The sequence below is a fragment of the Trichlorobacter thiogenes genome (assembly GCF_900167465.1).
In the GTDB taxonomy this organism is placed as follows: Bacteria; Desulfobacterota; Desulfuromonadia; order Geobacterales; family Pseudopelobacteraceae; genus Trichlorobacter; species Trichlorobacter thiogenes.
This window is the reverse complement of record NZ_FUWR01000011.1, coordinates 86,560-110,249: the sequence shown is the minus strand read 5'-3', so window position 1 is coordinate 110,249 and position 23,690 is coordinate 86,560. Positions and strand designations below refer to the sequence as shown.

At 52.6% G+C, this 23,690-nt stretch carries 22 protein-coding genes; 8 read left to right on the top strand and 14 right to left on the bottom strand.

Annotated features, from left to right (window positions below; translation table 11 throughout):
* Positions 1-9: 9 nt before the first annotated feature.
* Both pyrR and serA read right to left on the bottom strand, forming a co-directional pair.
* Complete coding sequence (pyrR, locus tag B5D39_RS10750; RefSeq protein ID WP_078790472.1) at positions 10-552, bottom strand: bifunctional pyr operon transcriptional regulator/uracil phosphoribosyltransferase PyrR; 543 nt, start codon at positions 550-552, stop codon at positions 10-12.
* 165 nt (positions 553-717) lie between these two features.
* Complete coding sequence (gene serA, locus B5D39_RS10745) at positions 718-2,325, bottom strand: phosphoglycerate dehydrogenase (RefSeq protein WP_078790471.1); 1,608 nt, start codon at positions 2,323-2,325, stop codon at positions 718-720.
* Between the two features lie 101 nt (positions 2,326-2,426).
* Here serA and B5D39_RS10740 point away from each other — a divergent pair, with 101 nt between their 5' ends.
* Positions 2,427-2,891: a tRNA (cytidine(34)-2'-O)-methyltransferase gene (locus B5D39_RS10740; protein WP_078790470.1), complete on the top strand. Its 465-nt coding sequence runs from the start codon at positions 2,427-2,429 to the stop codon at positions 2,889-2,891.
* Here B5D39_RS10740 and B5D39_RS10735 read toward each other — a convergent pair.
* Together B5D39_RS10735 and B5D39_RS10730 are read right to left on the bottom strand one after the other, a co-directional pair.
* The gene (locus B5D39_RS10735; protein ID WP_139366753.1) at positions 2,885-4,522 is read right to left on the bottom strand and encodes a peptide-binding protein; all 1,638 of its coding nucleotides are present in this window, start codon (positions 4,520-4,522) and stop codon (positions 2,885-2,887) included. The two genes, B5D39_RS10740 and B5D39_RS10735, sit on opposite strands and share 7 nt — an antisense overlap.
* Positions 4,519-6,213, bottom strand: a complete 1,695-nt coding sequence (locus tag B5D39_RS10730) for a tetratricopeptide repeat protein (RefSeq protein WP_078790469.1) — start codon at positions 6,211-6,213, stop codon at positions 4,519-4,521. The genes B5D39_RS10735 and B5D39_RS10730 overlap by 4 nt, the downstream gene beginning before the upstream one ends.
* Before the next feature lie 184 nt (positions 6,214-6,397).
* On the opposite strand from B5D39_RS10730, the gene B5D39_RS10725 reads away from it, so the two are divergent.
* Genes B5D39_RS10725 through B5D39_RS10710 form a run of 4 tightly spaced genes read left to right on the top strand, consistent with a single transcriptional unit; the run spans position 6,398 to position 10,717 of the window.
* A complete protein-coding gene (locus B5D39_RS10725; protein WP_078790468.1) occupies positions 6,398-6,661 on the top strand; it encodes a hypothetical protein in 264 nt (87 codons plus the stop codon).
* Positions 6,658-9,906 (top strand): SpoIIE family protein phosphatase, encoded by a 3,249-nt coding sequence (locus tag B5D39_RS10720; RefSeq protein ID WP_078790467.1) that lies wholly within the window; start codon positions 6,658-6,660, stop codon positions 9,904-9,906. Before B5D39_RS10725 ends, B5D39_RS10720 begins: the two co-directional genes overlap by 4 nt.
* A gap of 18 nt (positions 9,907-9,924) precedes the next feature.
* Entirely contained in the window at positions 9,925-10,260 is a 336-nt protein-coding gene (locus B5D39_RS10715; protein ID WP_078790466.1) for an STAS domain-containing protein, read from the top strand.
* A gap of 22 nt (positions 10,261-10,282) precedes the next feature.
* Entirely contained in the window at positions 10,283-10,717 is a 435-nt protein-coding gene (locus B5D39_RS10710; RefSeq protein WP_078790465.1) for an ATP-binding protein, read from the top strand.
* 6 nt (positions 10,718-10,723) lie between these two features.
* Here B5D39_RS10710 and B5D39_RS10705 read toward each other — a convergent pair whose 3' ends face one another.
* The 3 genes from B5D39_RS10705 to B5D39_RS10695 are packed head-to-tail and all read right to left on the bottom strand — an operon-like array spanning position 10,724 to position 12,952.
* Entirely contained in the window at positions 10,724-11,731 is a 1,008-nt protein-coding gene (locus B5D39_RS10705; protein ID WP_078790464.1) for a KamA family radical SAM protein, read from the bottom strand.
* Positions 11,732-11,733: 2 nt separating this feature from the next.
* Complete coding sequence (gene pgsA / locus B5D39_RS10700) at positions 11,734-12,321, bottom strand: CDP-diacylglycerol--glycerol-3-phosphate 3-phosphatidyltransferase (RefSeq protein ID WP_078790463.1); 588 nt, start codon at positions 12,319-12,321, stop codon at positions 11,734-11,736.
* A 4-nt stretch (positions 12,322-12,325) separates the two neighbouring features.
* On the bottom strand, positions 12,326-12,952 hold the full coding sequence (locus B5D39_RS10695) for a lytic transglycosylase domain-containing protein (protein ID WP_078790462.1): 627 nt from the start codon (positions 12,950-12,952) through the stop codon (positions 12,326-12,328).
* A gap of 169 nt (positions 12,953-13,121) precedes the next feature.
* On the opposite strand from B5D39_RS10695, the gene purM reads away from it, so the two are divergent.
* The 3 genes from purM to rpsT all read left to right on the top strand — a co-directional run bounded on the left by purM (position 13,122) and on the right by rpsT (position 15,157).
* Positions 13,122-14,171, top strand: a complete 1,050-nt coding sequence (gene purM, locus B5D39_RS10690; RefSeq protein ID WP_078790461.1) for a phosphoribosylformylglycinamidine cyclo-ligase — start codon at positions 13,122-13,124, stop codon at positions 14,169-14,171.
* The gene (gene purN / locus B5D39_RS10685) at positions 14,171-14,791 is read left to right on the top strand and encodes a phosphoribosylglycinamide formyltransferase (RefSeq protein ID WP_078790460.1); all 621 of its coding nucleotides are present in this window, start codon (positions 14,171-14,173) and stop codon (positions 14,789-14,791) included. The genes purM and purN overlap by 1 nt, the downstream gene beginning before the upstream one ends.
* A 102-nt stretch (positions 14,792-14,893) precedes the next feature.
* Positions 14,894-15,157 carry a 30S ribosomal protein S20 gene (rpsT, locus tag B5D39_RS10680; protein ID WP_078790459.1) on the top strand — a complete coding sequence of 88 codons (264 nt, stop codon included), beginning with the start codon at positions 14,894-14,896 and terminating at the stop codon, positions 15,155-15,157.
* Between the two features lie 80 nt (positions 15,158-15,237).
* Here the strand turns inward: rpsT and holA are convergent, their stop codons facing one another.
* Genes holA through B5D39_RS10645 form a run of 7 tightly spaced genes read right to left on the bottom strand, consistent with a single transcriptional unit; the run spans position 15,238 to position 23,690 of the window.
* Positions 15,238-16,236 (bottom strand): DNA polymerase III subunit delta, encoded by a 999-nt coding sequence (gene holA / locus B5D39_RS10675; protein WP_078790458.1) that lies wholly within the window; start codon positions 16,234-16,236, stop codon positions 15,238-15,240.
* Positions 16,236-16,775: an LPS assembly lipoprotein LptE gene (gene lptE, locus B5D39_RS10670; protein ID WP_078790457.1), complete on the bottom strand. Its 540-nt coding sequence runs from the start codon at positions 16,773-16,775 to the stop codon at positions 16,236-16,238. The genes holA and lptE overlap by 1 nt, the downstream gene beginning before the upstream one ends.
* Positions 16,765-19,242, bottom strand: coding sequence for a leucine--tRNA ligase (leuS, locus tag B5D39_RS10665; RefSeq protein ID WP_078790456.1), 2,478 nt, complete (start codon positions 19,240-19,242; stop codon positions 16,765-16,767). The genes lptE and leuS overlap by 11 nt, the downstream gene beginning before the upstream one ends.
* Before the next feature lie 28 nt (positions 19,243-19,270).
* The gene (cheB, locus tag B5D39_RS10660) at positions 19,271-20,329 is read right to left on the bottom strand and encodes a chemotaxis-specific protein-glutamate methyltransferase CheB (protein WP_078790455.1); all 1,059 of its coding nucleotides are present in this window, start codon (positions 20,327-20,329) and stop codon (positions 19,271-19,273) included.
* Positions 20,326-21,183 (bottom strand): CheR family methyltransferase, encoded by an 858-nt coding sequence (locus B5D39_RS10655; RefSeq protein ID WP_078790454.1) that lies wholly within the window; start codon positions 21,181-21,183, stop codon positions 20,326-20,328. The genes cheB and B5D39_RS10655 overlap by 4 nt, the downstream gene beginning before the upstream one ends.
* A 28-nt stretch (positions 21,184-21,211) precedes the next feature.
* On the bottom strand, positions 21,212-23,218 hold the full coding sequence (locus B5D39_RS10650) for a HEAT repeat domain-containing protein (RefSeq protein ID WP_078790453.1): 2,007 nt from the start codon (positions 23,216-23,218) through the stop codon (positions 21,212-21,214).
* Positions 23,205-23,690 carry a chemotaxis protein CheW gene (locus B5D39_RS10645; RefSeq protein WP_078790452.1) on the bottom strand — a complete coding sequence of 162 codons (486 nt, stop codon included), beginning with the start codon at positions 23,688-23,690 and terminating at the stop codon, positions 23,205-23,207. The genes B5D39_RS10650 and B5D39_RS10645 overlap by 14 nt, the downstream gene beginning before the upstream one ends.

The window sequence follows — 23,690 nt, the reverse complement described above, 5'->3', positions numbered from 1 at the left end:
CTCCCCTGTTTATTTTTCAAGAACCACTTCAACCGGCTGCTGTTGATCATCAAAGCTAACGGCTACATTTTCCTTCAGGCTGGTGGGAACGTTACGCCCCACAAAATCAGCCCGGATCGGCAGTTCGCGATGGCCACGATCAATCAACACGGCCAGCTGTATGCAGCAAGGACGGCCATGATCCATCAAGGCATCCAGGGCAGCCCGGATGGTGCGGCCGGTAAACAGTACATCATCCACCAGCACCACCCGCTTGCCTTCCAGAGAAAAGGAGATATCAGTTTTACCAACTGATTTATGGGGTGCCTGCTGCTTGAAGTCATCACGGTAGAGGGTAATATCAATTGACCCGACCGGTACCCGCTCCCCTTCAATTATCTCCATGCAAAGTGAGATTTCCCTGGCGATATAAGCACCGCCAGACTGGATACCAACCAGCACAACATCGGCCAACCCCTTGTTTTTCTCAAGGATCTCATGGGAAATTCGGGTCAGTGCCCGCCGGATGCCGCTGTTGTCAAGAATAACTGTTTGGGTTGAATCAGTTGCCATAATCCACTCCCTTCTAAAATAGAAAAGGGTCTCTCCGCCCGTGCGCGGAAAGACCCTCTTGAATATGTGGCTGAAACTGTTGCACCTTTGTTAACCTCACGGGGTTAGATTAAAAGGCAGATATGAAAAGAAGTGAGGCACTTTACCACCCCCACCCGCAGAGGGTCAAGGAGAAGTTTTGACCGAGGCCATATGAATCGCCCTGATAAAGGTGGCCTCAGTTGCCTGCTTGATTTCCTCAATTACCGCTTGAGGAACCGCAGAGTCAACAGAGAGAATGACCATTGCCTCACCCTTCTTCTCACTGCGGCCCAGGTTCATAGAGCCGATATTGATCTCATGCTTGCCCATGATGGTGCCAATCTTGCCGATCATGCCAGGACGATCAGCATAGTGCAGCAGCAGCATATGTTCTTCCGGGGTAAAGTCCATGGCATAGTCACGCAACCGGACAATCCTCGGTGCCCCTTCAAACAGCGCACCGGCAATGGTGCGGCGCTTGCCGTCACCTTCAGCGATCAGGGTAATCAGGTTGGAAAAGGCATCAGCCGAGGTGGTCTTGGTCTCTTCCACCACAATCCCCATCTGCTCAGCGATCAGGGAGGCATTAACCATGTTGACATCCTGCTCAACCACCCGTCCCAACAGAGCTGCCAGACCACACACCGTCAGTGGCGAACAGTCATAGTGGGCAATGGCGCCGGCATAGCTGAAGGTGATCTTTTCAGGATGCCCATCCAGCAGCTGGATACCAAAATCAGCCATCACGTTGACCAGATTCAGGAATGGCCGCATCTGATCCATCAAAGCCATATCAAAACGGGGAATATTAACCGCATTTTCCAGCGGCTTTTCATCCAGATAGTTCAGGATCTCTTTTGATACATCCACAGCCACATTAATCTGGGCTTCAGCCGTATTTGCACCTAGGTGCGGGGTAACCGTTACCTTTGGGTGGGCAATCAACGCCTTAAGAATCTCCGTATTGGGTGGTTCCTCGCTCCAGACATCAACCCCGGCAATGGCAATCTTGCCGCTGTTCATGGCATCCAGCAGGGCAGGTTCATCAATGATCCCGCCGCGGGCCACGTTCATGACTATCACGCCATCCTTCATCATGGCCAGTTCACGCCCCCCGATCATCCCCTTGGTCTCGTCAGTCAGCGGGGTATGAACGGTAATGATGTCGCAATTCTTGTAAATTTCATCATGGGAAACCAGCTTAACCCCCAGATCATGGGCACGCTTGACGGCAATGTACGGGTCACAGGCCAGTACGTCGCACTCAAAGGCCTTCAAACGGGTTGCCACGCGACCACCAACCTTGCCCAGACCGATCACACCGGCGGTCTTGCCTTTCAGCTCAACACCGGTAAAAGGAGCGCGTTTCCATTCACCAGCCTTAAGCGAGGCATTGGCCACGGTCACGTTACGACAGGCTGCCATCAGCAGCGCCATGGTATGTTCGGCAGCACTGTTGGTATTGCCAAAGGGGGCATTCACCACAATCACCCCTTTTGAACTGGCATAGTCCACATCAACGTTATCAATACCAACACCGGCCCGGGCAACCATCTTCAGATTCTTGGCTGCATCCAGCAGATCCTTATCAACCGTGGTACCACTGCGGGTAATGATCACTTCATAGTCACCGATCAAGGCAAGCAGTTCTTCCTTTTTCAACCCCAGGCGAACATCCATCTCAATCCGCGGGTCCTGCTTCAGTAGTGCAAGCCCTTGATCAGCAACCTCATCAGTAACAATAATTTTCATGGTCATAGTCCCCGTGTTTGTTGTATTCAAGAATGTGCATCCTAGACCTGACCAGCAAAAAATGCAAGCGGACTGAAACTGTCTTGAGGTATACATAACTGATGCAAACACTCAACATTGTACTGATAGAACCAGAAATTCCACCTAACACCGGCAACATAGCACGTCTTTGTGCAGCCACTGGTGCAGCTCTGCATTTAGTCGGCAAACTGGGATTTTCCATTGATGACCGCTACCTGAAACGGGCCGGACTTGATTACTGGGATAAGGTTGATTTAAAGCAGTGGGACAGCCTGGAACAGTTGCAGCAGCAGTACCTGGACGGACGTTTCTGGTATCTGAGTACCAAAGTGGCCAGAAACTGTTATGGGGCAGATATCTACCAAGCAGGTGATTTTTTGGTCTTTGGCAAGGAAACTGCCGGTCTACCGGCAGAGCTGCTGGCTGCCAACCCTGAACGCTGCCTGACCATCCCGATGCCGGGCCAGGTGCGCAGCCTGAACCTGTCCAACGCTGCAGCAGTGGTACTGTATGAGGCTCTCAGACAGACAGGACAACTTCAGTAACGCTGCTCCAGCTTGGGTACATACCACTTAATCAGGTTGTGGCCTATGCCTGCCGGGGCAGTCTCTATACCATGTATCCGTGAGGAGACAACCGGCAGGGCATCCGGCACATAGAGAAAGGTGTAGGGCTGTTCTTCAGCAAGGATATCCTGAATCCGATAGTAGGCCTTTTTACGCTTATCAATGTCAAATGTACTCCGCCCCTCTTCAAGCAGTCGATCCACCTCCTGATTATTGTAGCCGATAAAGTTCAGCTCCCCCGGTTTAGTCTTACTGGAGTGCCAGATATCATACATATCAGGATCCTGAGAAGTCATCCAGGCCAGCAGCACTACCTCAAAATTCCCCTTATCAATAAACTCCTTCAGGAAAGCAGCCCATTCCACAATCCTGATCCGCACATCCACCCCAACCTGTTTCAGCCGCTGCTGGATAATCTGGGCAGTCATCAGACGCTGCTGGTTACCCTGATTGGTCAAGATAGTGAAGCGTAAAGGTCTTCCATCCTTCTGCAGAAAACCATCATCCCCCGGCTTCCAGCCTGCTTCGGCCAACAACTGTTTGGCATAGGCTGGGTTAAACGGAATATCCTTTACGTTGGGATTGTGGGCCCATCGGCCAGGAATCATCGGCCCATTAGCCTTTTGCCCCATACCGAACAGCACCCCCTGGATCAGTTCATCCTTGTTGATGGCAGCGGTCATGGCGCGACGGACACGGACATCCTTAAACAAAGGATGCCGCAGATTATAGCCAAGGTAGAGATAGCCGTTGGAGGGGTAGCGATATTTATTAAAGGCCGCCTTAAAGCGAGGGGTATCAGTCTGACGGGCAAACTGTACCGGGGTCAAGCCCATCTGATCAACACCTCCCGCCTTCAGCTCCATGTACATAGTTGAGGTGTCAGGGATCAGGCGGAAGACGTATCGATCCAGGTAGGGACGTCCCTCAAAGTAATTCTTGTTAGCCTCTAGCACCACCTTCTGGCCTGCTACCCACTCTTTGAAACGGAACGGGCCGGTGCCGACCGGTTTACGGGCCAGGGGACTTTTGGTGATATCCTGCCCTTCCAGCAGATGACTGGGCAATATGGCTACCCCCCAAGATGCAAGGGCTGGTGCATAGGGCTTTGCGTAGCGTACCACTATAGTGTAGGCATCCGGTGCAGTAACCGCGGCGACCTGTTTGAAGTCTTCAGAATAGGCAGTGGGGGTCTTGGGATCAATGATGACACGATAGGTATAGAGTACATCACGGGAGGTAAACGGCTTGCCATCATGCCAGGTTACATTTTTACGCAGTTTAAAGGTAATGGTCAGGCCATCAGGAGACACCTGATAGGATTCAGCCAGATCACCAACAATAGTGAGGTTTTTGTCGTATTTAATCAGGCCATTATAGACAAGACCGGCCACACTGTGGGAGGCACTGTCAGAGGCCAGAATAGGAATGAGGGTGGATGCCTCACCGATGGTACCTTCCACCAGGGTATCACCGTAGGCTGGTGGGGCAGTAGATGAACTGCTACGGGGTGTCGGGGCTTCTCCAGCACTGCAGGCAGCACAGAACAGGCAGATCAGCCCGGCCATGCCGTAACGTCGCCAGCGCAGAATGCCGTGCTGGACACTCATTTTTCTTCCAGCTCTCCCCGAATAATCCGCCGGATTTTTTCATCCAGCTCTTTTTTCTTGGGATCGAGTGCCTTGGCTTTTTTGTAGTACTTCAGCGCCTGTTTGTTTTCCTTACGCGCATGGTGGGCATCGCCAAGATGTTCAAGAATGGTGGGATCATCAGGGACCAGTTCCGTTGCCTGCTCTAAATAACGCACTGCGTCATCGTAGCGTTTCATCTGGTAGTAGACCCACCCCAGACTGTCGATAAAGAAGCCGTCATCCGGCCTGATTTCCAGCGCCTTCTTGATATGGTTTAAGGCATCGTTAAGGTTGATTCCCATTTCTGCATAGGTATAGCCAAGAAAGTTGTGGGCCTGGGCATCCTTGGGGTTCAGCTCAACCACCTTTTTCATCCGCTCAATGGATTCAGGACGTTTGCCCAGCTTGTCAAACAGTATCCCCATCCTGAACTGAAACTTTGGATCAGTTGAGAAACGGGCTTCAACCCCCTGCAATAATTTAAGGCCCCCAGCAGGCTGATGCAGAGAATCGTGAAGCGTTGCCAGGGAAAGATACAGATCAAGCTTGTCCTGATTGGCAGCAATGGCCTGCTCCAACACAGCCACGGCTTCTTTTCCCTTACCCTGCTCTTTGTAAATAAATGCCAGATGGCCTACCGCTTCAGGATAGACAGCAGCATCTGTTGGTATTTTCTGAAACTCAACAACAGCCTGGGCAAGATCATTTTTTTCTTCATAGGCACTGCCCAGATACAGCCGCATCTGATGAGCATCCGGGTCAGATTCAAGCATTTTGGAGAAAACCTGGATCGCCTCATCGTAGCGCTCAAGTTCCAGGTAAATCAGACCGATTTTCCGATTGGTCTCAACCGTTGCCAGCCCCATTTCATCCAGCTTTTTCAGATAGACCAGGGCATCTTCATAGCGTCGGTTCTGGATAAAAAGTTGAATCAGGTGCTGGATCAGCGGAGCACGGTTTTCAGCATCATCCAGTGCTTTTTTGTAGGCGGCAATCGCCTTGTCATATTCCCCCAGTGCTTCATGGGAGATAGCCATATCAACGATAGCCTGGACAAGTTCAGGACGCAGTTCAAGTGCCCGCTGATAGTAGCTGATCGCCTCACGATACAGCTTCATCTGGCTGTAAACCTTGGCAAGATAGTAGTTACCCACGGCTGACTCAGGCTTTTCTTTAATCAGCCCCTTAAGAACAGTAACCGACTCTTCATATTCAAAAAGCTGCATCAGGTTGGTAGCCAGATGCAGCACGGCATCCTCCCTGCCCGGCTCAAGCCTGACCGCATGACGCAGGTAAAAAACCGCTTCTTTGGTCTTGCCCAAAGAAGACATGATACTGCCCCCTAACAGATAGGGCGGACGATAATCAGGGGCCACCTTAATGGCCCGATCAATAGCAGAGAGTGCTTCCTGAATCCTGCCTGACTTAAGCAGAATTTCTGCTTCAAGCATGATTGGATACGGGGTAGTTGCGTCGGCTGTCTGGGCCTGACGTGCCAAGGCAAGTGCCCGGTCTACATCACCTTCATTCCAGGCAATACGAGCCTGTGCATAGGCACCAAGACCAGTGTGTGAAAAAACCGGTCCAGCAACCGGTTCATCTGCCGGACGCACAGAGCTACAGGCTGCAAGCAGACACAGGCCGATACAACAAACTAAATAGCGTAACATGGGACACCATCCGAAATTCAACAGGTTGCGGAAATATACAGTTTACAAACGCTACCATACAAGCTGGCAAGCGTCAAACGATTCCGCTGGCGTAATAATTATCTGCCCATTGGTTGCAGAGTGTAGGGATCAATGGTAAAAGTTGATCAGCCAACCTGAAACAAAGAAAGGGGCTACATACCCCATGTGGCGCTCACACCTACAACGATTTCTCAAACGACTGCACCTGCGGGAATCATGGGTAATTTTCTTTGTGCTGGGAAACGTCATGCTGAATTTCCCATTTTTAAAGATCTTCAACCAGCCAACCACCATCCTGGGGTTTCCGCTGATGTACCTTTACTTTACCCTTGGCTGGGCCATTTCTATCGGCGTTATCTACCTTTTTGCCAGCTCTGCCGAACCGGATCAAACTGAATATCACTCTGAAGAACAGGCGCCCCGGTGACTCTGAATATTTATTATGTTACTGCGATTGCTGTAGGCTATGCCGGATTGTTGTTTCTGGTGGCCTGGTATGCACGCCGTCGTTCAGAACAAGGACGCAGCCTGGTCAACAACCCGTATGTCTACAGCCTTTCCATAGCAGTTTACTGTACCTCATGGACCTTTTACGGCAGTGTGGGTAAGGCGGCCACCAGCGGCATTGATTTTTTAATGATCTACCTGGGACCGTCACTGGTGGCCTTTTCCTGGTTCTACATCCTGCGCAGGATCATCAGAATCAGCAAAGAAAACAACGTCTCCTCCATAGCTGATTTTATCAGCCTGCGTTACGGCAACTCCCAGTTACTCGGATCTTTGGTGACCCTGATTGCCGTGCTGGGGATCATGCCGTACATTGCCCTGCAGATTAAGGCGGTGGTCACCTCCTTTGCCCTGATCAGCGGCGTTACTCACCGCACCATCACCCTGCCCGGAGCCGACGCAGCCGTATCATTTCCCACCAGCTTTAGTCTAGCCCTGATCCTGTCCATATTCGGTGTTATCTTTGGCGCCCGCCGCCTGCCCTCGGCAGAGCGCCATGAAGGGCTGATTGCTGCGGTGGCCTTTGAATCCGTGATTAAACTGATAAGCCTGATCAGCGTGGGAGTCTTTGTTACCTGGGTCATGTTTGACGGTTTTGGAGACATTCTGACCCGCTTTAACCACCAGTTCCCCGAACTATTTAACCGCTTGTTCACCCTGCATCCCACTGAAGGCCAGGGGTTCATACCATCTTCAACCATGCTGTTTCTCTCCATGGGGGCCATCATCCTGCTGCCCCGCCAGTTCCATGTGATGGTCATAGAAAATGCTGATCTGCGCCATATCAGCAAGGCGATGTGGCTTTTCCCCACCTATCTGTTCCTGATCAACCTGTTTATCATGCCGATTGCTCTGGCCGGTATCCTGCAGCACGGCGGTAATGCCGGAGCAGATTACTTTGTGATCAGCCTGCCTTTAGCCGCCGGAAGCAGTGCCATGGCACTTTTAGCTTTTCTGGGAGGACTTTCTGCTGCTGCCGGCATGGTGATGGTGGAGTCGGTTGCTATTTCAACCATGCTGCTCAACAACCTGTTTATGCCGATCATTGTCAGGATTACCCCCAAACAATGGTTTCCAATCCTGCTGATCAACCTGAAACGGCTTGCCATCTTTTTTGTGGTCTTTCTGGGCTACTTCTACTATCAGGCGGTGGGCGACTCATTCATGCTGGTTAACATGGGGCTGATCTCATTTCTGGCAGCCCTGCAGTTTCTGCCAGCCCTGTTGGGTGGTTTGTACTGGCCCAGAGGCAATAAAATTGGTGCCATCTCCGGCATGGCTCTTGGCTTTCTGGTCTGGTGCTATACCCTGCTGATCCCTTCTTTCCATGCAGCAACGCCGGACAGCACTATTATGCTGCACGGCCTGTTCGGACAGGCTCTGCTGAAACCCACTGCCCTGTTCGGCCTTACCGGCATGGATATGTGGAGTCACTCGCTCTTCTGGAGCATGCTATTTAATGTAGGGGCCTACCTGATCTGCTCTCTGATGCTCACCCAGAGTGACATTGAAAAAGAGCAGGTTCGACGCTTTATTGGCAAGTTTGAAACCGAACGACGTCAGGTAAAAAGTGCTGCAAAGCGCCTTTCAAAGCCGGTTACTCCCCCCCAGTTTGTCGCCTTAATGGGTAAATTCATCGGCCCTGATGAGGCAATTCAGGCCATGAACGACTACCTCAAGGGACGAATGATTGATTCCGAGACCTCGGTTCCCGAGTTTGAGCTGCCCGCCATGAAGCGCTTTGTTGAACGGACCCTGGCAGGTTCTGTGGGGGCTGCCGCAGCTGGTGCTATCATGGACAGCTACCTCTCTGATATGGGTAGCCGGATGGAGTCGGTCTACGACATCTTCAGCACCGTCAGGGCATCCCTTGACCAGAGCCGTGAAGCGCTGTATGTCCGCCTCAAGGCATCAGAAGTCATCAACCGTACCCTTGACCTTCAAACTATTATGGATGAACTGCTGCAGTTGCTTCTGAAGGAATTCAGACTCGATGTCGCCCTGATCCAGATCCGCAGCAGCAGCGATATGCCTCTGACTGTCCAGAGCTATCAGGGCTGCGACCGCCGTCCGATCTCCCCTGAACACTGGTTTCAGGAAAGCGACCCCTATGTTAAAATGGCAATGATTGATCAGACGACCCACTTCGTCAATGACATCAAAAATCTTCAGGAAATCATAACTTTACCAAAAACTGAGGCAGAAAGATTTGTCTCATTTGCCCATATCCCGATCTATCGTGAGGGCGAAGAAAGCCTGGGGGTTTTGTCGGTTTACTCAAAATCCATCATTGGGCTGTTTACTGAAGAATTTATTAACCTGCTGACCAGCCTGACCGGACAGCTGGCCCAGGCAGCACGATTAGCCAGTGAGATGCAGGCCAAGGAGCGGGAACGCCGGGAAAAGGAACAGGCATTGCTGGCTAATGCCAGAGTTAAGCGCGATATGGAGATTGCGGAACAGATCCAGCTCTCGTTGCTGCCGGACAAACCACCGGTACTGTTTGGGGTTGAACTTGCCGGACGTTGCTATCCTGCTGCCCATGTGGGGGGTGATTACTATGATTATTTCAAGCGTGACGACCATACTATAGACCTCTTGATTGCCGATGTTTCTGGTCACAGTGTTGGTGCCGCCTTAATCATGGCCGAGGTACGGACCCTGTTACGGGCACAGTCCAGCCGTGCGGTCAGCCCCAGCAGTATTCTGGGTGCCCTCAACAGTCAGCTGTATGATGACCTGACACGGGCCGAGCTATTCATCACCATGTTTTATGCCCGTTACAGCGCAGCTACCGGACGTCTTTCCTATGCCAACGCCGGTCATAACAAGCCGCTGATACACCGTCAGGGACAACAGAGTTGCATTGAACTTGATGCTGATGGTTTAATTCTGGGCATCAAGCCCTCCATCGTGTTTGAAGAGTGTTCCATAACCCTGCAGGCAGGTGACACGTTGCTGTTCTATACCGATGGCATTCCAGAGGCAACTGACCAGGCTGGTGAACTGATGGGAACCGGTCAGGTCTGTCAGCACCTTGCCCAGCAAAGCACCCTGACGGTAGACGAGATTGCCGACTCATTCTTTGAGCTTGTCAAAGAGTTCAGTCAGAGCACAACCCTGCAGGATGATGTTTCAATGGTGGTTATGAAAATAGTTTCCTAACTGAAAGGAGTGACAGCAATGAATCTTAAACTTGAAGACAATGGACAGGTGGTACTGGTGCAGGTCAAGGAAGAGCGGCTGGATGCCCATAATTCCGAGCATTTGAAGCAGGAACTGGGCAGGTTATTTGAAGAAGGCAAGACCAGAGTGGTCGTTGATCTTAAAGAAGTCCGTTTTATTGACAGCTCTGGCCTGGGCGCACTGGTGTCAGGCTTTAAAAACGCCTCATCCCGTCAGGCCGGCCTGAAACTCTCAAGCCTTCAAAGCCAGGTAAAATCAATGTTTGAACTGACCAGGCTGCATAGAGTGTTTGATATTTACACCACTGTTGATGAGGCAATTGAGGCGTTCTGATCAGGATACGCGGAGAGCAGCAATGAAAAACACTCAGATCGAGCTGCAGATCAAGGTACCCAATCAGACCCGCTACCTGAGCCTGATAGGACGGATCAGCGAAGAGCTTGCCAAACAGCTACAAAACTATACTGGTGATCGGGAGGCCTTGGCCAACCATATTAACGTGGTGCTGACCGAGGCCCTGGTCAACGCAATCCGACATGCCAATGCCAACGATCCTGATGAAGAGGTGGAAATTCGGATTACGGTTACTGATGAAGAGCTGTTGTTACAGGTCTTTGACCATGGCAGGGGATTTAATCTGGAAAGCATTTCAGCTACGGCTGAGGATTCTCAGCATGAGCTGGAGGACCATGGCCGGGGCTTGTACATCATGCGATCATTGATGGACTCGGTTGAGTATTACCCGGTTGAAGGTGGCAATGTGTTGGAGATGCGCAAGCAATTTCGTTGACCTCTTTCAGACAGGATCGGTGTACCTAACCCATTCGCCGCTACAGGTCTGGACCTGCCAGCCATTGTCATCTCTATGCAGGCTGTCTGGCAGGACCGGCACCTTCCCTTTCCCGCCGGGCAGATCAATCACAAAATGGGGGATTGCCATACCTGAGATCTTGCCCCTCAGTGACCCGATCAAATCTCTACCCTGCTCAAGCGGGGTACGAAAGTGGGCAGTGCCCCGCACCAGATCCATCTGATGCAGATAGTATGGCCGCACTCGCAACCGCAACAGCCCGGTCAGCAGTTTTTGCATGGTCAGGCTGTCATCATTCACCCCTTTTAACAGCACGGTCTGATTCCCCAGCTGAATCCCTGCGTCAGCCAACAGGCTACAGGCCTGGTCCGCCTCAGGGGTTAACTCCATTGGGTGATTAAAATGGGTATTCAGGTAAAGTGGATGATGCTCTGCCAGCATACGGCACAATGCAGGTGTAATGCGGGATGGATTAGTGACCGGTATCCGGCTGCCGATTCTAATGATTTCAACATGGGGTATTCTGCGCAGGGTTGACAGAATCTGGTGCAGTTCGTCATCCGGCAACATCAGCGGATCACCACCGGACAGGATGATATCCCGTAACTGCGGAGTTGCCGCAATATAAGCATAGGCTGCCGGAAGATCGCTTTCACCACCAGAGCAGCCCACTTTGCGCTTGCGCATACAAAATCGACAGTAGGTTGCACATCGGTTGGACACCAGCAAAACCGCCCGGTCAGGATAGCGATGGATCAACCCAGGCACCGGGCTTAGACGTTCTTCATCCAAAGGATCAGGCAGTTGGACGGTATCATCCAGTTCTTCAACCGAGGGGACACACTGCCTCCAGATCGGGTCATGGGGCGCAGTAATCAGACCGGCATAGTAACTGCTGATGCGACAAGGATAGACAGCTGCAACCTGTTCCAGGTGGGATAGATCAGATCTGAAGCGGTGGGCCAACTCAGCAAGGGAAACCGTTTGCAGCATGGTCAACGGGCTATCACCTTGATAAACCGTGCCAGATAGTCAACCCCGGACCAGACAGTCAGGACAAAGGCGATCCAGAAGAAGAACATCCCGGCGTTGTGCATATTCACCGTCAACAGCGGATGGGCGATTCCGAACAACCAGTTATACTCATAGTGCAACAACAGACCGATGATGGCAGTCAGCTGAAAAATGGTCTTGTATTTACCCAGATCAGAGGCCTGGATCACAATCCCTTCGCTTGAAGCGATACTACGCAGGCCGGTAATCACAATCTCCCGTGCCAGGATCACAAACACCATCCAGGCCGGCACCCGGTTAAAGGGCAGAATCATAATCAGGGCTGCGGTGACAATCAACTTATCAGCTATCGGGTCCAGAAACTTGCCGAATACGGTCTCAATCCCCATTCTGCGGGCCAGGTGACCGTCAATCCAGTCTGTGGCTGAGGCGATGGCAAAAACCCAGGCAGCCCAAAAACAGGACTCCCGCGAGTCAGAAAACAACAGAACAATCATCAAAGGGATACAGGCCACCCTGAACAACGTTAGAATATTAGGGGGGTTAAGAATAGGATGATGCTGGGACATTGGCTTATCTCATGTATGACAGAACCCTGCTGACATAGGTTCGCGTCTCTTCGTAAGGTGGAATGCCGCCATATTTGGCAACTTTGGAAAGTCCGGCATTGTAGGCGGCAAGGGCCAGGGAAACATCCCCTTTAAAGGTATCCAGCAGAAATTTCAGATACCGTACACCGCCGTCCACATTCTGGCTGGGATTAAAGCGATCAGCAACTTTCAGGTGTTTGGCTGTGCCAGGCATCAACTGCATCAAACCACCAGCACCGGCACGGGAGACGGCCTGGGGATTATAGCCTGATTCTGCCTGAATAACCGCCCTGATCAACGAGGCACTGACCCCGTACTTGGCAGATGCCGCAGTAATCAGATGTTCAAATTCCTGAGGATTTCCGGATGTAAGGCGGAAATGGGTCCGCAGCTGGCGATCTTTACGCAGATCCCGCATAAAGATCTTAAATTTTTTATCAGTCGGTGCATCAGTAAAATGCACCACCCCTTCTTCATCTTCATAACGATAAATATCTGCACAGGAGGGGGCAGGAAAGACGACGGCAGACAAAAACAGCAAACCAAGCAGGAATAATACGCTGGAGCAGCATGAAACTCTGTCAGAGATGTGGTCGGCAAGCCGGTTCATACTGTTAACATAACGGCAAAAGTGCCCGATTTGTCAAGTTTAAACTGCCTGCGTACAGCATTAAAACATACAGTTGATTGACTTTTCCCCCTCGATTGGCTAGAAGAAATATCTTCATCAATCTATCTGTTGAAGATGACCTTTCCTGCAAGACAAGGAGTCGTAATCCGTGAGCAAACCCCGCGCAACCTACAAAGAGGCTGGTGTTGATATTGAGGCAGGCAACAGTTTTGTCCAGAAAATCAAGCCGTTGGTCAAATCCACCTTCCGTCCTGAAGTTATGACAGAAATTGGCGGTTTTGGCGGACTCTTCTCCCTGAACGCCTCCAAATACAAAAACCCGGTTCTGGTTTCAGGCACCGACGGGGTAGGCACCAAGCTGAAGCTGGCCTTTCTGGCTGACCGTCATGACACCGTCGGGATTGACCTGGTGGCCATGTGCGTTAACGACATTGTGGTGCAGGGGGCAGAGCCGCTCTTCTTTCTGGATTACCTTGCCACCGGCAAGCTGGACCCTGACAAGGCTGCCCAGATTGTGGCAGGCATTGCCGAAGGATGTCGTCAGGCAGGCTGTGCCCTGATTGGTGGCGAAACCGCAGAAATGCCCGGCTTCTATGCAGATGGCGAGTATGACATTGCTGGTTTCACGGTTGGGGTAGTCGAAAAAGAACAGATCATTGATGGTTCATCCATCACCGTTGGCAATAAACTGATCGGCATCGGTTCCAGCGGCCTGCATAGCAACGGCTATTCTCTGGCACGTCGCATCATCTTTGACCATATGGGCCTTACCATCAACAGCCAGCTGCCGGACAGCAGCAAGACCGTAGCTGATGAACTGCTGACCCCCACCAGGATCTATGTCCGTGCAATACTGAACCTGCTCAAAGACTTCCGTATTAACGGCATTGCCCACATCACCGGCGGCGGCTTGCTGGAAAACGTTCCCCGCGTCCTGCCAAAGGGATGTGCAGCCAACGTCAAACTTGGTTCATGGACCATGCCGTCAATCTTTACCGTCATGCAGGAAGCTGGCAATGTGGAGCAAAACGAAATGTATCGCACCTTTAACATGGGTATCGGCATGGTGTTGGCCGTTGCTGCAACCGATGTTGATGACATTTTGTCCCGCCTGAACGGACTGGGTGAACAGGCCTGGCTGATCGGCGAAGTGAAAAATATGACCAAAAGCCAGACAGATCAGGTGGTTCTGCTTTAATGGGAACAACACCGCTTAAACTGGCAGTGCTGGTATCCGGTAACGGCTCAAATTTCCAGGCCATTGTGGATGCCATTGAGGCCGGGCGAATCATCAACGCCAGTATTGTCTGCCTGATCAGCAACAAGGCCGATGCCTTTGCCCTTGAACGGGCAAAAAAGCATAACATCAGCTCAATTGTACTTGATCACAAGGGCTATCCAAACCGTCAGGCCTATGATGCTGCACTGGTTGAGCTGCTGCGACAACACGAAGTTGATCTGGTCATACTGGCCGGATTCATGCGTCTATTGTCGCCAACCATGATTGATGCCTTCCCCAATGCCATCATGAACATCCACCCTGCCCTGCTACCAGCCTTCCCCGGTCTTGATGCCCAGCAACAGGCCTTTGACTACGGAGCCCGCTACACCGGCTGCACCGTACACTTTGTTGATAAAGGCACTGACACCGGCCCGATCATTCTGCAATCCGTGGTACCAATTCTCGGCAGCGACACCGTGGAAAGCCTGACGCAACGTATCCATGGAGAAGAACATCGCACCTATGTTGAGGCGGTCCGCCTTTTCTGTGCAGGCAGGTTAAAAGTTGAAGGCCGCAAGGTTATTATCAGCGAATAAGAGCACTTTCCCCTTGACAGCCTCAAGGCAGCATGCTAAAAATTTCGCTTCAATTAGATTACAATCAGCATATGACTGCTGTACACCATTCGGAGGTAGCACGTGGCTCATCACAAATCGGCAATCAAGCGTATCAAGCAGAATGAAAAGCGCAATGCCCGTAACCGTCATCAAAAATCAACCCTCAAGACCTACATCAAGCGGGTCCGTGAAGCGGTTGAGAAAAAAGATAAAGAAGCTGCTGTAGCTGCACTGCAGCTTGCCATCCCAGTCATTGACAAGACCGCCACCAAAGGCGTTATCCACAAGTCAAACGCTTCCCGTAGCGTATCCCGTTTGACCAAACTGGTTAACACACTGGGTTAAACAGTTCTTGCATAAACATTTAAAGGGCCTCGGCTGAAAAGCTGAGGCCCTTTTTGTCATTCAAGGAACCCAGGATTAATCTATTTCAGGTTTCCCGCGCAGCCATCATAGACCAGCCCCTGTAGCACGGTGGCTGACGACGCACCGGTTTTGACCCCCACATCCCCTTGGTATAGCCGCTCAAACAGGGCATCCAGTTCAGCCACGGTATATTTCTTTGCCTGGGTGACTTGTTCTCCCAGAAAATAGGCATTTATTTTAAGTTGTTTACCGATATCTGCCGGTGTCATCTTCTGATCCAGCAGCTCCCTGATCCGCCAGATCCTGCGAAAATGACTGGCCAGCGCCCCCAGAATCATGATCGCCTCTTCGCCGTTTTGCAGCATGGATTGCAGGGTTGCCAGTGCCTTGGGTAGGTTTTTCTCCCCCATAAAACGAGCCAGCTCAAAGGCGGTAAAGGACTTGCTCTGGCTGACAATCGCCTTAACATCCTCCACCCCGATGGTTGGACGGCTGCCGATATACAGAGCAGCCTTTTCTATCTGGGAAACCAGTTCCTGCAGGTTATTACCCACCATGAAGCCCAGCATCTCTGCCCCTGCTCCATCAATCTTTTTGCCATGCACCTGAGCTTCGCTGGCAATAAACGGCCCCAGCTTATTGTCGTACAGCTTTTTAAACTCCAGCGTGCCCGGCTGTTTTTTCAATTCCATAAAGAATTTACGACGCAGGTCCGGCTTGGCAGCCATAAACAGCAGGCAGGTCTCTGGACAGGGATTAGCCAGATAGGGCAACAACCCTTCCTGGGCTGCTGCCGGCAGTTTATCAGCCTGCCTGACCACGACCACCCTTCGTTCAGCAAACATCGGCAAGGTCTGGGAGGTATCCAGAATCTCGGTACCTTTACAGTCAGCGCCGTAGTAGATGTTCAGGTTAAAGTCTTTCATGGTTGGATCAACAGCTTGTTCCATGACCCGACGCCCGGCCCGCTCCACCAGAAACGGCTCTTCACCATAAAAGAAATAGACCGGTGAAAAGCTGCCGGTCTGTAACTGCTTTTCCAGTTCCTGTTCAGTCATCAGTACTGTTGTTCCAGATTCCAGATCAGTTGTTGCGCCAGCTTGCGGCTGGCTGCGGTTAAGGCAGCGTCTTCACTGCTGCGCTGCAGCTCTACCGTGGTTGCCACTGGATAGTCCTGCCAGGCTGACAGGCTTCCCTTCCAGAGCGGTTTGCTGTCTTTGGCAGCGCCACGTTTACGCACGGTAATATCAGCAGTAATGGTCAGACGGTACTCTTTGGCCGTATCAGCGGCAGAGTAGCTGACCACACTAGCACCATAGCCGGACAGGGTTCCCTCAAGAATCAGATCTGCCTGTTCAGCTGTTGCAGCTGGCAGAATGTTACGCTGCTCGGCAAACTGGTCAAAGATGGCACGTTTCAGAGCGACTGAGCCATTGGCATAGACCGTGGCGTTTTTGAAAAACGGCACCCAGACAGTCTGGCCTGCTGGCAGTCTGGTGCCACTGTCTGCGGTAAAGCGATAGCCGCACCCTGCTGCCAGCATAAACGACAGCAGCAGGAAAGCCCCCAGCCAGTATCTGCGTATATTAGCCGACAACAATGTTCACCAGCTTTCCTGGCACATAGATCACCTTGCGGATCTGCATGCCATCAGTAAAGACCTTGACCTTGTCATCAGCAAGGGCCAGCTGCTTGATCGCCTCTTCATCCATACCAACGGCCACCGATAGCTTTGAGCGCAGCTTGCCGTTCACCTGTACCACCACCAGCAGCTCTTCATCCACGGCTGCTTCAGCATCCCAGACAGGCCAGGCGGTTGCTGACAGAGGCGTGGTATGGCCAAGGGTTTGCCAGAGTTCTTCCGTAACATGGGGCACAAACGGTGCCAGCATGGTCACCACCAGCTCCAGTGCCTCTTTCATAACTGCAGCTGCCTGAGGGGTTGCAAGACGGGCCCCCTGCAGCGTGTTCATCAGCTCCATTACCGCAGCAATGGCAGTATTGAAGTGGAACCGCTCATCAATATCCTCGGTCACCTTTTTAAGGGTCTTGTGTACAGCGCGACGCAGGGTGCGCTCTTCATCATTCAGACCGGCAGCATCCAGTGCTGCAGCCCCCTGCACAACCTGCAGATGTTCCTGCACCAGTTTCCAGACCCGGTTTAAGAAACGGAAGCAACCATCAACCCCCTGCTCATTCCAGTCCAGATCCTTTTCCGGTGGTGCCGCAAACAGGGAGAACAGACGGGCAGTATCAGCGCCATAGCGTTTGATCAGGGCATCAGGATCAACTACGTTACCCTTGGACTTGCTCATCTTGGCGCCGTCCTTGATCACCATCCCCTGGGTCAGCAGGTTGGTAAACGGCTCATCCACATTCACATAGCCCAGATCACGCATGACCTTTGTGAAGAAGCGGGCATAGAGCAGGTGCAGCACCGCATGTTCAATGCCGCCGATATACTGGTCAACCGACATCCAGTACTGGGCGCGGGTCTTATCCAGCATCCCCCCTTCAAAATCAGGGCAGCAGTAGCGCAGGAAATACCAGGAGGACTCCACAAAGGTGTCCATGGTGTCGGTTTCACGGCGGGCCGGCTTGCCGCAGAGCGGACAATCCACCTTGATGAAGCTGTCAAGAGTGGCCAGAGGAGAGCCACCTTCACCGGTAAACTGCACATCACGGGGCAGTACCACCGGCAGATCTTTATCCGGTACCGGCACTGCGCCACAGCAGTCGCAGTAGATGATCGGAATCGGAGAACCCCAGTATCTTTGACGTGATACACCCCAATCCCTCAAGCGGAAGTTGACAGTTTTCTTACCCTTGCCCTGTTGTTCCAACCAGACCGCAATGGACTCCTTGGCGCTCTCGCTCTTCTGGCCATCAAACTGGCCTGAGTTGGTCATGACCCCAGACTCGGTATAGGCTGCAGCCATGGTGGCCGGATCAAGCTGCTCTGCTTCAGGCTGAATCACCACCACCAACGGCAGTTCATATTTTTTGGCAAATTCAAAGTCACGCTGGTCATGAGTCGGCACTGCCATGACCGCACCGGTGCCGTATTCCACCAGTACAAAGTTGGCCAGATAGATCGGCATCTTGCAGCCGGTGGCCGGGTTGATGCAGTAAGAGCCGGTAAAAACCCCTTCTTTTTCCTGATCATCGGCAGTGCGGGCGATCCGGTCGGTCTTCTTGACCTTGTCAATGAACGCCTCAATCTCTGCACGACGATCAGCAGTGGTCAGCTCCAGCGCCTTGGGATGCTCAGGTGCCAGAGACATGAAGGTGGCACCAAACAGGGTGTCAGGGCGGGTGGTGAAGACGCGGATCGCACCATCACGGCCATCCAGCTGAAAATCGATTTCACAACCAATACTCTTGCCGATCCAGTTCCGCTGCATGGTCAAGACCCGCTCAGGCCAGCCCGGCAGCTTGTTGGTACACTCAAGCAGTTCTTCAGCATAATCGGTGATTTTAAAGAACCACTGCTCCAGCTCCTTCTGCACCACCTCGGTATCGCAACGCCAGCAGCCGCCATCCTCAACCTGCTCGTTGGCCAGCACGGTTTCGCAGGAAGGGCACCAGTTCACAAAGGATTGCTTCTTGTAGGCAAGACCACGCTTATACATCTCCAGGAACAGCTTCTGTTCCCAGCGATAGTAGCTGACATCACAGGTAGCAAGTTCGCGATCCCAATCATAGGAAAGGCCCATCTGCTTAAGCTGGTCCCGCATGTAGGCCATGTTTTCATAGGTCCAGGCAGCCGGGTGACAGTTGTTCTTGATGGCGGCGTTCTCGGCAGGCATGCCAAAGGCATCCCAGCCCATGGGATGCAGCACGTTAAAGCCCCGCATCCGCTTGAAACGACCGATTACATCGCCGATGGAATAGTTGCGGACATGGCCCATATGGATACGACCGGAGGGATAGGGAAACATCTCCAGCAGGTAATATTTTTGTCTGGTCGGGTCTTCAGTGGCCTTAAAGGTCTTCTGATCCTCCCACTGTTTTTGCCATTTGGCCTCAACTTCAGCCGGTGTGTACTTCAGATCTGCTGACATCGGTTACTCCTCTTTCTCAAAGTATCAATTACAGACTTCCAAATCCGCCAGAGGCAAGTATTGCCTGACTGATGCCCGGTAACGGCACTACCCGGTCAACAGCCCCGGTTGCAACGGCTTCGCGGGGCATGCCATAAACCACGGCACTGTCCTCAGATTCTGCCAAGACCTGACCACCCCGTTCCTTTACCGCAACCACCCCTTTGCTACCGTCATTGCCCATGCCGGTCAGTACCACTGCCAGCATCCGGTTACCGTAGAGCGGCGCACAGGATGCAAACAGAACATCCGCCGAGGGGACGTAGCGATCACTGGCTTCAGGCGGTTTTACCCTGGCACGAATTTCAGTACCGGCCTCTTCAAGCAGCAGGTTACATCCACCTGGGGCGATTAACGCCAGCCCCGGCTCAACCAGATCACCATCACGGGCCTCACGGACGGTAAAAGGCGAGGTCCGGTTCAGACGATCAGCAAAGGCCTTGGTAAAACCAGCCGGCATATGCTGGGCAACCACTACCGCAAAGGGATAGCTGCTATCAAACGAGCTGAAGATGGACTGCAGGGCCGGTGGCCCACCGGTTGATGAGGCGATAGCCACCAGCTCAACAGTACGTTTAGTGACTGATCGTGTTGATTTCCGCAAGGTATCAAGCTCAGCAACCGGCACTGACTGGCGAGCCTTTTTGCTGAGCAGGCTTACCATGACCTGCTTCACCTTCCACTTCAGATCCTGCTCAATACTGCTTAGCTCGCGGGCATGGCCTTGCATCGGCTTGGCCACAAAATCAAGCGCCCCCATCTCAAGGGCACGAAACACCTTATCCGCATCAGACAGGGCACTGATCACCAGCACCGGCAGGCTGAAGCGGTTGGTAAGTATCCGCAAGAGGGTAAATCCGTCCATCCGCGGCATCTCAAGATCAAGGGTCACCAGATCAGGTTTAAGAGAAATTGCCTGGCGAATCCCCTCTTCGCCATCCACCGCATAGCCGACCACCTCAACCCCTGGAATCCCTTCCAGCATCTTGGTAATACTGCGACGGCTGTAGGCAGAGTCATCCACCACCAGTACCCGCAACGACTTCATAGCAGGCCTCCTGTAGTGGATGAGGTTGCTGGTCTCTGGTAAACCATGTCGTTCTTGAAATGTCGCAGGTTGAACAGGGTGGTTATATTCATCAGCGATTCCGAATGTCCCAGCAGCAGATAACCGGAATCCCGCAGGACCTGATAGAAGGATTCCACCACCTTTTTCTTGGCTGGCTGATCAAAATAGATAATGACATTACGGCAGAAGATCAGGTCAAAACTGCCCAACATCTTCATGCGGGTACTGTCCAGCAGGTTCAGATGGCTGATGGTGACCAGCTTTCTGACCTCGTCCTTGATCCGGTACCCTCCCTCATCCTGAAGGGTAAAATACTTGTTTTTATAATAATCATCAGTTGAGCGAAACGCCGATGGACCATAGACGCCGCGACGTGCATGCTGCAGCACCCGTTGACTGATATCGGTACCCACAATCTCGATTGACCAGCCACGCAGACAGTCCATCTCAAGCAACAGCATGGCGATGGTGTACGGTTCTTCGCCGGTTGAACAGCCGGCAGACCAGACCCGGATATGACGATTAAACTCCTTTATCCCGCGTGCAGCACAGATTTCAGGGACAATTTCATCAGTAAACGCCTTAAGCTGATATTCCTCACGAAAAAAGTAGGTTTCATTCGTGGTCAGCAGATCCATGATCTCTTCCAGCTCCTGATCACGTTTCCGGTTAAAACGCAACAGCTGGTAATACTCACGGAAGGTCTTCAACTGATGAACCGCCAACCGTCGACTGAGCCGTTTTTCCAACAGGTAGGAGTTCTGATCATCAAACCAGAGACCGCAGTGACTGTAGACGAGATCACGCAACAGCCGGAACTCTTCTTCAGACATTTTTATCTCTGCTTCAAAGGGACTCACGTTAGGCCGCGCCCAGCTGAGAATTGATCTCGGCCCTGACCAGATCATTATCTTCGCGATCCAGAGCCATCCGCAGCAGTGTCATTCGTTCTTCTTCAGGCAAGGCGCCACTGGCCCTGACTGCCGTGATCCGGACATCCCAATCCTGATGGCAGAGAATATGATTGAACCAGGGCAGTAGCAAAGACAGGTCATGACGATACAGCAGCTCTATGGCTCCCTTCAGGACCTCGCCATCATGCCGCCCCAGATCCCGAGATACAGCCTTAATACCTTCAGCCGCAGAGACCTGCTCAAACGCCTCAAGACAGGCAAGTTGTACAACTTCATCCCCCTGATCCCACAGCTGGATCAGGTCAGGCAGGGCTGCTTCGCCCGCCAGCTGTACCAGACTTCGCAGGGCTGCAGCCTGCACCCAGGCATCAGTATCATTCAGTAAAAGACGAAGCGGTGCTATTGCAGCGGTATCCTGACAATCGCCTAATGCCTCGGCAGCCGCGATCCGTACATCAGGCTCTTCATCAACCAGGGCCATCATCAGATGGGTGCAACCATCGGACGGCTTCAACTTACCTGCAGCGCGGGCAGCTGCTTCACGCACCGAAGGATCCTCGTCCTTGAGCAAACGAGCAATCCCTTCACCATTGTGTACTGCGGCAAAAAGCAGTGCCGCCCCCCTGCGCCGTTCAGACTCCGTTGACTCTGCAAGCTGTTCTGCTGCTGAGCTGATCAGCTGCTGATCAATGCCCGCATACCGGCGCAACGTAGCAAGCGCTGCCTCACGAACCAGGATATCGTCATCATCCATCAGATCTGCAACCAGTGATGGCAGTTCAGGATCACTCAACCTGGCTGCTGCATAGGCTGCAGCAGCGCGCACCTGAGCAGAGGCATCAACAAGGCCACGACGAATGGCAACGCCCCCTTCAACAGCCCCCTGGCTACCAATAAACCTGCACAGCGCAGCCCGCTCTGCAGCCGACTCGGCTTGCTCAAAGCGGGTAACCGCAGCCATACCAACCGTTGCGTCAAACCCTTTCAGCGCATTCTCTGCATCTGCTGCAAGGCGCTCATCAGCCAGGGCGGCAAACAGCAGACCAAGGCCACGCGGATCAGCCATCAGCCCCAGAATAGAGATTACCGCCTGATTTTGGGCAAGAGTACCTGAAACAAAAGAAGCAGCCAGTTGCTCCAGTAACCCCTGATCAGCCAACTGGCACAAACGTTCTTTAACGCTGGCACGCTCTGAAACGCCAAGGTGTTGCAGAACCTGAGCCAGAGAACTGATGGCAGCCTGACGGACACTGGGAAGGTGCGACAAGGCACCCTCAAGCAACAGCTCCACCGCCTCGACATCGCCACCAATCTTACCCAGACATTCGTACACGGCCCGCCGCAGGATATCCTGACCGGCAAGCTGCTTGACAACCGGTGGCAAGGGACCGGCAACACCGATCTGCCCCAGGGCTGCCAGGGCGTTAAAACGGAAGAACGACTCCTGGTTCAGCTCAAGATGTTTCAACAACTCCGGGATGGAGCGGGCATTACCTGCCACCCCCAGACCTTCTGCTGCAGCGGCTGCCACATTGTTGTCAGGATCAGACAAGGCTTTAATCAGCCCGCCATGGGCATCCTCGCCACCAAGGGCACCCAGCGCATCAACCACCAGCTTGCGCAGGTCATGATCTGCATCATCCAGATAGTCCAGCAGTATCGGCACCACTCTGACCCCGCATCTGACCAGCAGTTCGGCCGTTGCATTGCGTAGCCCAGCATTGTCCTCATCCCGCAGAAGATCTATTAACTGGTGAAGTGTGTCCTGATCCGGCTGCGCAGCCAGCAATACCTCTACCGCCTGCTTGCGCACACGCCAACTGTCATCGCCAAGAGCCGTAAAAAGAACGGTTCGGCTCTTTTCAAGCGGGAGACGACGTTGTTCCTGTACGGTCCGGTAGCGCAGTTCCTCGTCATGGTCTGCAGCCCTTGAATGGCTATCAGATATCACCATGCTGCAAACCCTCCTGCATCAGCCCCTGTCTATACCGCCCAGAGGGCGTAAACAGGGTATCAATATCAAGTACCAGATAGAGTCGTTCGTTACAAAGACAGACGGCAATCAGAAACTCGGCCCCTACCCCCTCAACCATATCAGGCGGCGGGGTCAGATCACGTACCGGTACCGTTACTACTTCATCAAGATCATCAACAGCCAGCGCAACCTGACGTCCTGCCACAGAAACAATCATCAGCTTGCCCGGACCACCGGCACGGGGAGGCAGACCAAAGCGAGCCCGCAGATTCATGACCGGAATCACCTGTCCACGCAGGTTAATCATGCCGTCAAGGGTACTATTTTGTAGCGGGAACCCGGCAAGTTTCTGCGGGATGACGATTTCCTTGATCCGCATGATATCAATGGCAAACAGGTTGTCACCCATCAGAAAACCGGCCAGCTGCAGCTCCTGAATTCCGGTTTCCAT